Source organism: Waltera sp. (genome assembly GCF_046969025.1).
Classification (GTDB): Bacteria; Bacillota; Clostridia; order Lachnospirales; family Lachnospiraceae; genus Acetatifactor; species Acetatifactor acetigignens.
In genome coordinates this window covers 79569-92601 of sequence record NZ_JBKVQF010000002.1, presented here as the reverse complement: position 1 = coordinate 92601, position 13033 = coordinate 79569, and the positions used below count along the sequence as shown (strand labels likewise).

The window sequence follows — 13033 nt, the reverse complement described above, 5'->3', positions numbered from 1 at the left end:
TGATTATGCGAGGCTTTTTTTGTGCCCTTTTCGCCGGAATTCTGTGTCTGGAAAGTATAGGCGGATTCTGTCGGCAGGGGTATGTCAGCGAGGGAATCCGGGAACAGGCTACGCACCTTTTTCATGAAACAGCGGAAAAGGAAGCCGGGCAGCTGCAGGAGGATTTACACCTGTATGCACAGGCGGCGGTGCTTCTGGATGCCGACTCCGGGCGGGTGCTATATGGAAAAAATGAAGAGACTCCCATGGCAATGGCCAGCACCACCAAGATCATGACCTGCATTCTGGTGCTGGAAAATGCAAAGGTGGAGGAAGAGGTCAGTATTTCCGCCTATGCAGCCACTATGCCCAAGGTAAAGCTCTATGTGAAAAAGGGGGAGCATTATACGGTAAGAGAACTGCTGTTTTCCCTGATGCTGGAAAGCCATAATGATGCTGCTGCGGCACTGGCGGAATATATCGGCGGAAAGCTTCTGGGTGAGACGAAAGAGGCTTCGGAGCATACTACAGAAGAGAGTAAGGCAGCATTACATAGATTTGCACAGGCGATGAATGAAAAGGCGGTGGAGATCGGCTGCGAGGATACCTGGTTTATCACTCCCAACGGGCTGGATGCCACAGAGACATTGACATTACCTGACGGGAGTATTCTGGAAAAGGAGCACCATACCACAGCAAAGGATCTGGCCTGTATTTTACGGTACTGTATCAGAGAGTCTTCCCAGAGAGATCTGTTCCGGGAGATCACCCGGACACAGGAGTATTGTTTCACGGAAAACGGACGCTCCTTTCAGTGCCACAACCACAATGCCTTTTTGCAGATGATGGACGGAGCTTTTACCGGCAAGACCGGATTTACGAACAAGGCGGGGTACTGCTATGTGGGAGCACTGGAACGGGATGGAAAATGTATGATTGTGGCACTTCTGGCCTGTGGGTGGCCGAATCATAAGACCTATAAATGGAGTGACAGCAGAGAGTTGTTTGGATATGGACTGGAAAATTTTGTTTACCGGAGGTTCGGAGAGGAAGAATTTTCCGGACGGGAACAGTACCTTATGCCGATCCCGGTGACGGAGGCACAGGATGAGGAATTGACAGGAGAAGTGCAGCTGGCGGTGGAACTGGATCCGGAGGCGGAAGGAGCGGAAGGCCTGCTTATGCGCGCAGACGAGAAAGTGGAGATTCTCTACCGGAAAGAGAAAGAACTGAAGGCACCGGTAAAGGAAGGAACGACGGTGGGAGAAATCTGTTATCTGGTGGATGGCGAAATCTGGCGCAGGGAGCGGCTGTATGCTGCTTGGACAGTGGAGGCCGTGGATCTTTCCTGGTGCGGCAGACAGATCCTGAAACGTTTTCTGGTAGCATTCCCGTAGGGATTGCAGAAAAATGGAATGGAAAAAATGACGGGGAAATTGTTCAAAATGAGGTACAATATATAAAAAATGTAAAAATCTGCAATTCGTTCTTTGCGAGTTGCAGATTTTATGTTATACTACAGACTGTTAATCATGGGGGCGTTTGTGCTTCTATATTAATAAACGTTTTCTATTATATTTTATTATATTATCAACGGAGGGCTGAAAACATATGAGTACTACTTCAAAAGCGAGTCAAAGAATAGCAGCTTTACTCGATGACAACAGTTTCGTTGAAATCGGCGGACTTGTAACCGCAAGAGCTACGGATTTCAATCTGAAACCCAATGAAACTCCTTCTGACGGTTGTATTACCGGCTACGGAGTGATCAATGGTAATCTTGTATATGTATATAGCCAGGACGCTTCCGTACTGAACGGAACCATCGGCGAGATGCATGCAAAGAAGATCACCAATCTCTACGATCTGGCTATGAAGACCGGAGCACCTGTAATCGGACTGATCGAATCTGCAGGTTTAAGACTGCAGGAAGCAACCGATGCACTGGCTGCATTTGGTGAGATCTATTTAAAGCAGACCATGGCTTCCGGTGTGATCCCTCAGATCACTGCTGTATTCGGAACCTGTGGCGGTGGCTTAGGACTGTTCCCTACCATGACCGATTTCACTTTCATGGAAGAGAAGAATGCCAAGCTGTTCGTAAATGCTCCTAACGCTCTGGACGGTAATGTGATCACCAAGTGTGATTCTTCTTCCGCTAAATTCCAGGCAGAAGAGAGCGGTATTGTTGACGTGGTAGCTGACGAAGCAACCATTCTGGAGAAGGTAAGAGAGCTGGTAAGCTTCCTGCCTGCCAACAACGAGGATGATGCAAGCTTCTTAGAGGATTGCACTGATGATCTGAACCGTGTAAATCCTGAGATCGCAGGCTGCGTCGGCGACACATCCGTTGCTCTGTCCATTCTGGCAGATGACAACAACTTCTTCGAGGTGAAGGCCGGATATGCTAAGAACATGGTAACCGGTTTCTTACGTCTGGATGGCGTTACCGTTGGTGCGGTAGCTAACCGTTCCGAGATCTGCGACGAAGAAGGCAAGGTAGCAGAGAAGCTGGATGCAGTTCTGACTGCAGAGGGCTGTGAGAAGGCTGCTGAGTTCGTAAACTTCTGTGATGCTTTCGGCATTCCTGTACTGACCCTGACCAATGTAAAGGGTTACGAAGCAACTCTGGCTTCCGAGAAGGCTATCGCAAAGGCTGCTGCAAAGCTGACCTACGCATTTGCCAACGCTACCGTTCCCAAGGTGAACGTTGTGATCGGCAAGGCTCTGGGAACCGCTTATGTGGTAATGAACTCCAAGGCAATCGGTGCGGATATCACCATGGCATGGCCGGATGCACAGATTGGTGCTATGGACGGCAAGCTGGCTGCCAAGATCATGTATGATGGCCAGGGCGCTGATGTGATTAATGAAAAGGCTGCTGAGTACGAAGCACTTACTCTGAATGTAACCAGCGCAGCCAAGAGAGGATATGTGGACCAGATCGTAAATGCTGCTGATACCAGAAAATATGTGATCGGCGCATTCGAGATGCTATTCACCAAGAGTGAAGACCGTCCTGCCAAGAAACACGGAACTGTATAAGAAAGGGTGATTGTAAAATGAAGAAATTTTTAAGCTTAGTATGTATGATTACCTGCATCTTTGGTTTGACCGCGTGCGGCAGTGAGGAGACCTATACGGATTATGAGCAGCGCAAGATGGACACTGCAATCCAGATAGCTACCCAGTATGTGATTCCTTCTCTGGAGAATTTTGAAGACGAAGCTGCACTGGAGAGCTTCTCTGAGTATACCGCTGATGAAGTGGCATATATGGTACAGGAAAATGTAGGTATCACCGTTGATGGTTATGCATACAAAACTGCTATCGAGTCCTTCAACTCCGCTAAAAAGTCCATTGGCGGCATTACCGCAGTCGGTGATGCAGAAGCTGCCATCGATGATGATCAGATCATTGTACATGTAGATGTGACCGGTGCCAAACAGAATGCACAGGCAGAAGTGATCTTCACCAACGATATGTTCCTGAGCATGGAGTCTGCAGCGCTGAACCCCGTGGAGTCCATGGGTGGCCTGATGACCAAAGCTGCACTGAACACTCTGATCGGTATGGGAACTGTATTCGTAATGCTGATCATGATCTCACTGATCATTTCCTTGTTCAACTTCATTCCGAAGATCCAGGCTGCATTCAGCAAGAAGGATAAGGAGGAAGAAGCAAAGAACGCAGGTATTGATAAGGCTGTAACTCAGATCGTTGCACAGGAAGAACCCGAGGCAGATGACACTGAGCTGGTCGCTGTTATTGCAGCTGCGATCGCAGCAAGCGAAGGTGCGGCAAGCACTGACGGATTTGTAGTTCGTTCTATCCGCAAAGTAAGATAATCGTAAAAACGTTAGGAGGATATTAAAATGAAAAATTATACCATTACCGTAAATGGCAACGTATATGATGTAGTAGTAGAAGAGGGCGCATCTACCGGAGCACCCGTAGCAGCAAAGGCTCCCGCAGCTCCCAAGGCAGCACCCAAGGCTCCCGCAGCAGCTTCCAAGGCAAGCGGCGCAGCAGGCAGCATCAAGGTTGAGGCCGGTGCAGCTGGTAAAATCTTCAAGGTAGAGGCAAGTGTTGGACAGGCTGTTAAGAAGGGTGATGCTGTCATCATTCTGGAAGCTATGAAGATGGAGATCCCTGTAGTAGCTCCCGAAGACGGCACTGTAGCAAGCATTGACGTTGCAGTTGGTGATACTGTTGAGGCTGGTGCAGTTCTGGCAACTCTGAACTAGGCTTTTTACATCAGCTCTATAAACAACAGGAGGTCATCAAATGGAATATATAGCTAGTACGCTTAACAACCTGATTCATCAGACAGCGTTTTTTAACCTGACCTGGGGAAACTATGTCATGATTCTGGTTGCATGCTTTTTCCTTTATTTAGCTATCCGTCATGAGTTCGAGCCTTTGCTCTTACTCCCGATAGCGTTCGGTATGCTGTTGGTAAACATTTATCCCGATATCATGCTGCACCCTGAAAATGCAGCAAACGGTGCCGGCGGCTTACTGTATTATTTCTACAAGCTGGATGAACTGGCAATCCTGCCTTCCCTGATCTTCATGGGTGTAGGTGCCATGACAGACTTTGGTCCTCTGATTGCGAACCCCAAGAGCTTCCTTCTGGGAGCTGCTGCGCAGTTTGGTATCTTCGCAGCATACTTCGGAGCAATCTGGCTGGGATTCAACGACAAGGCAGCTGCAGCAATCTCCATCATCGGTGGTGCTGACGGCCCTACCTCCATCTTCCTTGCTGGTAAGCTGGGACAGACGGCGATCCTGGGACCTATCGCAGTGGCAGCATATTCCTACATGTCACTGGTTCCCATTATCCAGCCCCCTATTATGAAGCTTCTCACTACTGAGAAAGAGAGAAAGATCAAGATGGGTCAGCTTCGTCCCGTATCCAAGCTGGAGAAGATCCTGTTCCCCATCGTTGTTACCATCGTTGTATGTCTGATCCTTCCCACCACAGCTCCTCTGGTAGGTATGCTGATGCTGGGTAACCTGTTCCGTGAGTCCGGTGTTGTTCGTCAGCTGACTGAGACAGCATCCAATGCTCTGATGTACATCGTAGTTATTCTGCTGGGTACTTCCGTAGGTGCTACCACCAGCGCAGAAGCATTCCTGAATGCAGATACCTTGAAGATCGTAGCTCTGGGTCTGATCGCATTCATGTTCGGTACCGCCGCAGGTGTTCTGTTTGGTAAACTGATGTGTGTATTTTCCGGTGGCAAGATCAATCCTTTGATCGGTTCCGCAGGTGTATCCGCAGTTCCTATGGCAGCACGTGTATCCCAGAAGGTTGGTGCAGAATCCGATCCTACCAACTTCCTGCTCATGCATGCTATGGGTCCTAACGTAGCAGGCGTTATCGGTACTGCCGTAGCAGCCGGTACATTCATGGCTATCTTCGGTGTATTTTAAAGCGAATGCCCAAGATGTATTTCGCGCAAAGCGCGATGAAATAAGTCCGAAGGACTTAGAATAACGCATCGCGTCAAGTCTAATTATAGAAAATATTATTATGGAGGATATTCGTAATGTCAGAAATTGAAAAGAAACCGATTAAGATTACGGAAACTGTTTTACGTGATGCACATCAGTCTCTGATCGCTACCAGAATGCCGACCGAATTCATGCTTCCCATCGTTGACAAGATGGATAAAGTTGGTTATCATTCCGTAGAGTGCTGGGGAGGTGCTACCTTTGATGCATCCCTTCGTTTCCTGAAGGAAGATCCCTGGGACAGACTGAGAAAGCTGCGTGACGGCTTCAAAAACACCAAGTTACAGATGCTGTTCCGTGGACAGAATATTCTGGGTTACAGACCTTATGCAGATGACGTGGTAGATTACTTCGTACAGAAGTCCATCTCCAACGGTATTGATATCATTCGTATTTTCGACTGTCTGAACGACCTGCGCAACTTACAGGAAGCGGTAAATGCTACCAACAAGTTCAAGGCACAGGAAGGCAGAGGTGAAGCACAGGTTGCTCTGGCTTACACTCTGGGTGATGCTTACACTCTGGAGTACTGGACCAGCATGGCCAAGAAGATCGAAGAGATGGGTGCAGATTCCATCTGTATCAAGGATATGGCCGGTCTGTTAGTACCTTACAAGGCTGCTGAACTGATCAAGGCGATGAAGGAAGTTACCAGGCTTCCCATCCAGTTGCATACTCACTATACTTCCGGTGTTGCAAGCATGACCTACCTGAAGGCAGTAGAGGCCGGTGTTGATGTGATCGATACCGCTATGAGCCCCTTTGCTATGGGTACTTCACAGCCTGCTACCGAGGTTATGGTTGAGACCTTCAAGGGAACCCCTTACGATACCGGTCTGGATCAGAACCTGTTAGCTGAGATTGCTGACTACTTCAGACCTTACAGAGATGAGTGCCTGGCTAACGGCCTGCTGAATCCCAAGGTTATGGGTGTTGATATCAAGACTCTGCTGTATCAGGTACCCGGCGGTATGCTTTCCAACATGGTTAGCCAGCTGAAGGAGCAGAATGCAGAAGACAGATACTACGATGTGCTGAAGGAGATCCCCAAGGTTCGTAAGGATCTGGGTGAGCCCCCTCTGGTTACCCCTTCTTCTCAGATCGTTGGTACTCAGGCAGTCTTCAACGTACTGCTTGGTGAGCGTTACAAGATGGCTACCAAGGAGACCAAGGCAGTTCTTCGTGGTGAGTACGGTCAGACCGTTAAGCCCATGAGCCAGGAAGTTATCGACAAGGTTATCCCCGGCGAGGAGAGAATTACCTGCCGTTACGCTGATCTGCTCGACAATGAGATGGATAAGCTGGAAGGCGAAATGAAGGAATGGAAACAGCAGGATGAGGACGTTCTGAGCTACGCTCTGTTCCCTCAGGTTGCTACCGACTTCTTCAAGTATCGTCAGGCACAGCAGGAAAAGGTTGATATGACCCAGGCTGACACCAAGAACGGTGCATACCCTGTCTAAATAATTCGTCAATAAAAAGGTCGCACGACTGCTCGCAGTCAGTGCGGCTTTTTTATTAGACGAACAAAACCACATGAGCAAGTAGGGCGATAGCCCGGATTGCGAATGTGGTTGCGACTTCGAGAGCGCGAAGCGCGGAGAAGCCGTTATTTAGACATGTCCCCGGTCGAACCGGGGCGATAGCCCGGATTGCTCATGTGGTTGCGGCTTCGAGAGCGCGAAGCGCGGAGAAGCCGTTATTTAGACATGTCCCCGGTCGAACCGGGGCGTCAGCCCGGATTGCTCATGTGGTTGCGGCTTCGAGAGTTCGAAGCGCGTAGAAGCCGTTATTTAGACATGCCCTTGGTCAGCCCCCAGTCAGCCCGATATGCGAATGAGTTTATTTACATATTGACAAACCACCTCTTCACCCACTAAAATAACAAGTGTTATAGAAGAACACATTGTTTGCTGTAAATACAGCGGAATGAGAGGGATTATGGCTCGTAAAGAGATGATCACAATTGATAAAATCCTGGATACGGCATTTGCCATGACAAGGGAAGAGGGATTTGCCAATGTGACAGCCAGAAGGGTAGCGGCGAAAGCAGGGTGCTCTACACAGCCTATTTTCAGAGTATATAAGAATATGGAAGAACTGTGGGATGCGGTCTATGAGAGAGCTGCAGCTTATTTTCTGGATTATTACAGCTTGTATCCCCGTACCGGCAAGACACCTTTCGCCAATCTGGGCATGGCTTACATAGCTTTTGCTAGAGAAGAGAGACACCTGTTCGAGCTTCTGTTTGTATCGGATAACCAGGATGGCAAACATAAGAAAAAGAGTATGTATGAGATCTTGAATGGTGATGCCGGAAACGTGGTCTACGAGATCAACCTGGCCAGAGTGGCGGGCTGCCCGGATCCCGGTGATCTGTTCATGAAAATGTGGATTTTCATTCACGGAGCTGCCTGCATGTCTCTGACCGGAGATTATGATCTGACAGACTTACAGACAATGCAGCTATTAGAGCATTCCTATTACGCTTTTTACAATGAGACAACGCGAGGTTAAGAACCGTGGCAGAATATGATGTTTTTACCCGAATCAACGAACATTATGCAAAAATGAGCAAAGGCCACAAAGCCATTGCGGATTACATATCGGAACATTACGATCAGGCAGTATTTATGACCGCAGCAAAGCTGGGTGAGACATTGGGAATCAGTGAATCTACCGTAGTGCGTTTTGCAGCGGGAATCGGTTATGACGGTTATCCGAAATTCCAGAAGGCACTGGAAAGCTGCGTGCAGGGAAAGCTCAACGGCATTCAGAAAATGGATGCCAAATACGGCAGAAGCTCCCAGTCGGAGATCCTGACCTCCGTACTCAGCGCAGATATCGAAAAGATCCAGGATACCATAGACAATCTGGATCCGGCGGCCTTTGAATCCGCCGTTGCCACGATTCTGGAGGCAGAGACCATTTATATCATGGGACTTCGCAGCAATGAGCCGCTGGCAGCGTTTCTGCATTTTTACCTGAATATGATCCGTGGCAAAGTCTTTTTGCTGAATACCACCAGTGTCAGTGAGACTTTTGAACAGATGATCCATATTGGCCCGAAGGACTGCTTCATCGGTATCAGTTTTCCCAGATACTCCATGCGGACGTTAAAGGCCATGGAGTTTGCCAATGACCGGAATGCCAAGGTGATCGCTATTACCGACAGCATCCATTCCCCCATGAATCTGTATTCTTCCTGCAATCTGCTGGCCAGAAGCGACATGGTGTCGGTGGTGGATTCTCTGGTGGCACCTTTAAGCGTGATCAATGCGCTGGTAGTGGCATTGTGCCTGAAATGTCCGGAGCAGGTGCGTAAAAATCTGGAGACACTGGAAGAGACCTGGAATAATTATCAGGTATATCTGAATGATGAGATCGACTTTATAGATGATGAACCGATGCTGGACTATTCCCTGCGGCGCAAGGAAAAATGATGGACGGACAGATCGGCAAAAGAGGATAGAAATGAGTAAGGTGATTGTGATCGGTGGCGGTGCTGCCGGCATGATGGCTGCCATTGCGGCAGCGCAAAAAGGGCATAAGGTAATACTTCTGGAAAAGAACGAAAAGCTGGGGAAAAAACTGTTTATCACTGGAAAAGGCCGTTGCAATGTGACAAACGCGGCAGATATGGATGTATTGTTCCAGAATGTCTGCACCAATGAAAAGTTTCTGTACAGTGCCTTTTACGGCTTTGACAATACACGGGTATGCGATCTGCTGGAGCAGGCAGGCTGCCCGCTGAAAACGGAGCGGGGAGACCGGGTATTTCCGGTATCCGATCATTCTTCGGACGTGATCGCCGCCCTCCAGAGAGAACTTCGCAAATATCAGGTGGATGTTCATCTGCATACCGAGGTGAAAAAGATCCTAACGAAGGAAACGGATGGCAATCCTGTTTTCTGTGGCGTGGAATGTGCAGACCATAAGAAAATCGCGGCGGATGACTGCATTGTCTGTACTGGAGGCTGTTCCTATGCCAGCACCGGATCCACGGGGGACGGGTATCGTTTCGCGGAAGAGACAGGGCATAAGGTGACGGAGAGGAAACCGGCATTGGTGCCTTTGGAGATCCGGGAAAACTGGTGCAGGGAACTGATGGGCCTTTCCTTAAAAAATGTGGAGATCCGGATGCAGTGCGGGAAAAAGACCTGGTACGAAGGGTTCGGCGAGATGCTGTTTACCCATTTTGGCGTCAGCGGCCCCCTGATCCTGTCAGCCAGCAGTTTTTATTCAAAAAATCTTTCGAAACGTAAAGGCGGCGATGAGGTAAAACTTTTCCTGGATCTGAAACCGGCGTTGACCCCGGAACAGCTGGACAAACGTTTGCTTCGGGATTTTGAGGAAGCAAAGAACAAACAATTTAAAAATGCGCTGGACCACCTGTTCCCTGCAAAGCTGATTCCTGTTATGATAGAGTTGTCCGACATTTCCCCGGAGAAGAAAGTGAACGAAATCAGCCGGGAAGAGAGAAAAGCTTTCGGCTCATTGATCAAGGAACTACCCATGACGGTGGCGGGGACGAGATCTTTTGCGGAAGCAATCATCACTCAGGGGGGAATCTCGGTAAAGGATATCAATCCTTCCACCATGGAATCCAAACGTGTACGGCATCTGTATTTCGCAGGGGAAGTATTGGATCTGGATGCCATGACCGGGGGCTTTAATTTGCAGATCGCCTGGTCTACGGGACATCTGGCGGGGGACAGCATACAATAAATTCGCGCACAAAAAAGTCCGGAGAGAGATTTTACGAATGAAAACCGGAAGATTTGTGAAAAAATAATAATTAATAGAAATCAATTATAACTAATAGAAATAAAGAAAAGAGGACTAGACTATGAGTTTTAATGTAGCAATCGACGGCCCGGCAGGTGCCGGAAAAAGTACCATTGCAAGAGCTGTGGCAAAGAAAAAAGGATTTATCTATGTGGACACCGGAGCAATGTATCGCGCCATGGCACTGTTTATGTTAAGAGAGGGCGTAGAACCCACGGATGCAGCGGTCATCGCCGATAAATGCAAGGAGGCGGATATCACCATTCAGTATGTGGACGGTGAGCAGGTCGTTTTATTAAACGGAGAGAACGTTAATGCTTATCTGCGTACCGAAGAAGTCGGCAATATGGCATCCAATACCAGTGCACAACCTGCAGTACGCACCAAACTGGTAGAACTTCAGCAGGCACTTGCAGCTAAAAGCGACGTGATCATGGACGGCCGTGACATCGGTACAGTGGTTCTTCCAAATGCTCAGGTGAAGATCTATCTGACCGCCAGCAGTATGGTGAGAGCCAGGAGAAGATATGATGAACTGACCGCAAAGGGAGAGACCTGTGATCTGGAGAAGATCCGTCAGGATATCGAAGACAGAGACTATAGAGATATGCACAGAGAGACCTCTCCGTTAAAACAGGCTGAGGATGCGGTACTGGTGGATACCTCCGATATGACGATCGAGCAGGTCATCGACCGGATCGTGGAACTGATCGGTTAAACAGGAGATCTGATATGGAAGTAAGACTGGCAGACTGCGCGGGCTTTTGCTTCGGCGTAAAGCGCGCCGTAGATACTGTGTATGAACAATTAAAAAACGGGAAGACTATCTATACCTATGGTCCCATCGTGCATAATGAGGAAGTGGTCCGGGAACTGGCGGAAAAAGGAGTAAGAGTTCTGGAAAGCAAAGAAGAACTAAAAAACCTGAAAGCCGGGGAGACCATTCCCACTGTGATCATCCGTGCCCACGGAGTGGCAAAAGAAATCTATGATATCATGGAAGCAAACGGTCTGGAGTGCATTGATGCCACCTGCCCCTTTGTGAAAAAGATCCATCGTATCGTGGAACAAAAAAGCACAGAAGGGTACCATGTGATCGTTGTGGGGGACCCGAAACATCCGGAAGTAGAGGGTATCGTCGGCTGGTGTCAGGGCCCGGTAACCGTTCTGGAAACTCCCGAACAGGCAGAAAATTTTGTGAAAACAGAAGGTGAAAAGCTCTGTATTGTGTCTCAGACGACATATAACTACAATAAATTTCAATATATAGTTGAAATTTTTGAAAAAAAAGGTTACAATGATAGTGTTGTGAACACTATCTGTAATGCTACAGAAGAGCGACAGCGATCGGCAAAGGCCATTGCAGCGGAAGCTGACGTTATGATTGTAATAGGAGGGAAGCACAGTTCTAATAGCAGAAAGCTTTACGAAATCTGCCAAAGGGAATGTGTGCACACCTATTTTATACAGACACTGGATGACTTGCATTTAGATCTACCTAAAGCTGTTCGACTAGTGGGTATTACCGCGGGGGCTTCCACCCCAAATAAATTAATTGAGGAGGTTCAAAATTATGTCAGAATTAACTTTTGAACAAATGTTGGAAGAATCATTAAAGACAATACATGCAGGAGAGGTAGTCGAAGGTACAGTCATCGATGTGAAACCGGAAGAGATCATTCTGAACATCGGATACAAATCTGACGGTATTCTTACCAAGAACGAATACACCAACGACTCCAGCGTGGATCTTACCACGGTTGCCAAGGTTGGTGACACCATGGAAGTTAAGGTCCTGAAAGTAAATGACGGTGAGGGTCAGGTTCTCCTTACCTACAAGCGTCTTGCTGCAGACAGAGGCAACAAGAGAATTGAAGAAGCATTTAACAATCACGAGGTACTTAAGGCAACCGTATCCCAGGTACTGGACGGTGGCTTAAGTGTGATCGTGGACGAAGTAAGAATCTTCATCCCCGCAAGCCTGGTATCCGATACTTATGAGAAGGATCTGACCAAGTATGCAGGACAGGAGATTGAATTCGTGATCAGCGAGTACAATCCCAAGAGAAGAAGATATATTGGCGACCGCAAACAGCTGATCGTAGCCAAGAAGGCTGAACTGCAGAAGGAACTCTTTGAGAAGATCAAAGAAGGCGATATCGTAGAAGGTGTTGTTAAGAACGTAACTGATTTCGGCGCATTTATCGATCTTGGCGGCGCAGACGGACTGCTTCACATCTCCGAGATGTCTTGGGGCAGAGTCGAGCATCCCAAGAAGGTATTCAAGGTTGGCGATAAGCTGAAAGTCCTGATCAAAGAGATCAACGGCAATAAGATTGCACTGTCCCTGAAATTCGACGATGCTAACCCCTGGAAGAATGCAGCAGAGAAGTATGCTGTAGGCAATGTTGTAACCGGTAAGGTTGCAAGAATGACCGACTTTGGTGCTTTCGTAGAATTAGAGCCCGGTGTAGATGCTCTGCTTCATGTATCCCAGATCGCAAAGGAGCACATTGAGAAACCTTCCGATGTACTGAGCGTTGGCGATGAAGTTACAGCTAAGGTTGTAGATTTCAATGAGGCTGATCACAAGATTTCCCTGAGCGTTAAAGCTCTGACAGCTCCAGAACCCGTTGAGGCAGAGGAAGAGTCCGATGCAGATGTTGTATCTGTAGATATTGACGCTGTTATCGCTGCAGAGGCTGAGAACTCTGAGAAATAATCAACCGTTAGGTGGTAGATATTC

The 13033-nt window shown here is 48.2% G+C and carries 12 protein-coding genes; all 12 read left to right on the top strand.

Going from position 1 to position 13033, the window contains the following annotated elements; genetic code table 11:
• Positions 1 to 5 precede the first annotated feature (5 nt).
• The 12 genes from ACLTOH_RS01455 (at position 6) to rpsA (ending at position 13009) form a co-directional block, all read left to right on the top strand.
• A complete protein-coding gene (locus ACLTOH_RS01455; RefSeq protein WP_412223161.1) occupies positions 6 to 1376 on the top strand; it encodes a D-alanyl-D-alanine carboxypeptidase family protein in 1371 nt (456 codons plus the stop codon).
• 214 nt (positions 1377 to 1590) lie between these two features.
• Entirely contained in the window at positions 1591 to 3024 is a 1434-nt protein-coding gene (locus ACLTOH_RS01450) for an acyl-CoA carboxylase subunit beta (RefSeq protein ID WP_117464956.1), read from the top strand.
• 17 nt (positions 3025 to 3041) lie between these two features.
• A complete protein-coding gene (locus tag ACLTOH_RS01445; RefSeq protein WP_118537225.1) occupies positions 3042 to 3827 on the top strand; it encodes an OadG family protein in 786 nt (261 codons plus the stop codon).
• A gap of 27 nt (positions 3828 to 3854) precedes the next feature.
• A complete protein-coding gene (locus tag ACLTOH_RS01440; RefSeq protein WP_118537226.1) occupies positions 3855 to 4226 on the top strand; it encodes a biotin/lipoyl-containing protein in 372 nt (123 codons plus the stop codon).
• A gap of 40 nt (positions 4227 to 4266) precedes the next feature.
• Positions 4267 to 5418 carry a sodium ion-translocating decarboxylase subunit beta gene (locus tag ACLTOH_RS01435; RefSeq protein WP_117464958.1) on the top strand — a complete coding sequence of 384 codons (1152 nt, stop codon included), beginning with the start codon at positions 4267 to 4269 and terminating at the stop codon, positions 5416 to 5418.
• A 116-nt stretch (positions 5419 to 5534) separates the two neighbouring features.
• Positions 5535 to 6962 carry an oxaloacetate decarboxylase subunit alpha gene (locus ACLTOH_RS01430; RefSeq protein WP_412223157.1) on the top strand — a complete coding sequence of 476 codons (1428 nt, stop codon included), beginning with the start codon at positions 5535 to 5537 and terminating at the stop codon, positions 6960 to 6962.
• Between the two features lie 478 nt (positions 6963 to 7440).
• Positions 7441 to 8016: a TetR/AcrR family transcriptional regulator gene (locus tag ACLTOH_RS01425; RefSeq protein ID WP_022312392.1), complete on the top strand. Its 576-nt coding sequence runs from the start codon at positions 7441 to 7443 to the stop codon at positions 8014 to 8016.
• Between the two features lie 5 nt (positions 8017 to 8021).
• Positions 8022 to 8942 carry a MurR/RpiR family transcriptional regulator gene (locus tag ACLTOH_RS01420; protein WP_022312393.1) on the top strand — a complete coding sequence of 307 codons (921 nt, stop codon included), beginning with the start codon at positions 8022 to 8024 and terminating at the stop codon, positions 8940 to 8942.
• Between the two features lie 31 nt (positions 8943 to 8973).
• Positions 8974 to 10227: an NAD(P)/FAD-dependent oxidoreductase gene (locus tag ACLTOH_RS01415; RefSeq protein WP_412223155.1), complete on the top strand. Its 1254-nt coding sequence runs from the start codon at positions 8974 to 8976 to the stop codon at positions 10225 to 10227.
• 121 nt (positions 10228 to 10348) lie between these two features.
• Positions 10349 to 11005, top strand: a complete 657-nt coding sequence (gene cmk, locus ACLTOH_RS01410) for a (d)CMP kinase (RefSeq protein WP_118503347.1) — start codon at positions 10349 to 10351, stop codon at positions 11003 to 11005.
• A 14-nt stretch (positions 11006 to 11019) separates the two neighbouring features.
• Positions 11020 to 11880 carry a 4-hydroxy-3-methylbut-2-enyl diphosphate reductase gene (gene ispH, locus ACLTOH_RS01405; protein ID WP_227733076.1) on the top strand — a complete coding sequence of 287 codons (861 nt, stop codon included), beginning with the start codon at positions 11020 to 11022 and terminating at the stop codon, positions 11878 to 11880.
• The gene (gene rpsA / locus ACLTOH_RS01400) at positions 11861 to 13009 is read left to right on the top strand and encodes a 30S ribosomal protein S1 (protein WP_117464964.1); all 1149 of its coding nucleotides are present in this window, start codon (positions 11861 to 11863) and stop codon (positions 13007 to 13009) included. The genes ispH and rpsA overlap by 20 nt, the downstream gene beginning before the upstream one ends.
• The last annotated feature ends 24 nt before the right edge of the window (positions 13010 to 13033 follow it).

What these genes read in the sequence shown, in the direction of transcription:
- ACLTOH_RS01435 (WP_117464958.1), top strand. Translation starts at nt 4,267, where the DNA reads ATGGAATATATAGCTAGTACGCTTAACAACCTGATTCATCAGACAGCG.
- ispH (WP_227733076.1), top strand. Translation starts at nt 11,020, where the DNA reads ATGGAAGTAAGACTGGCAGACTGCGCGGGCTTTTGCTTCGGCGTAAAG.
- ACLTOH_RS01415 (WP_412223155.1), top strand. Translation starts at nt 8,974, where the DNA reads ATGAGTAAGGTGATTGTGATCGGTGGCGGTGCTGCCGGCATGATGGCT.
- ACLTOH_RS01425 (WP_022312392.1), top strand. Translation starts at nt 7,441, where the DNA reads ATGGCTCGTAAAGAGATGATCACAATTGATAAAATCCTGGATACGGCA.
- ACLTOH_RS01445 (WP_118537225.1), top strand. Translation starts at nt 3,042, where the DNA reads ATGAAGAAATTTTTAAGCTTAGTATGTATGATTACCTGCATCTTTGGT.
- rpsA (WP_117464964.1), top strand. Translation starts at nt 11,861, where the DNA reads ATGTCAGAATTAACTTTTGAACAAATGTTGGAAGAATCATTAAAGACA.
- ACLTOH_RS01430 (WP_412223157.1), top strand. Translation starts at nt 5,535, where the DNA reads ATGTCAGAAATTGAAAAGAAACCGATTAAGATTACGGAAACTGTTTTA.
- ACLTOH_RS01455 (WP_412223161.1), top strand. Translation starts at nt 6, where the DNA reads ATGCGAGGCTTTTTTTGTGCCCTTTTCGCCGGAATTCTGTGTCTGGAA.
- cmk (WP_118503347.1), top strand. Translation starts at nt 10,349, where the DNA reads ATGAGTTTTAATGTAGCAATCGACGGCCCGGCAGGTGCCGGAAAAAGT.
- ACLTOH_RS01450 (WP_117464956.1), top strand. Translation starts at nt 1,591, where the DNA reads ATGAGTACTACTTCAAAAGCGAGTCAAAGAATAGCAGCTTTACTCGAT.
- ACLTOH_RS01440 (WP_118537226.1), top strand. Translation starts at nt 3,855, where the DNA reads ATGAAAAATTATACCATTACCGTAAATGGCAACGTATATGATGTAGTA.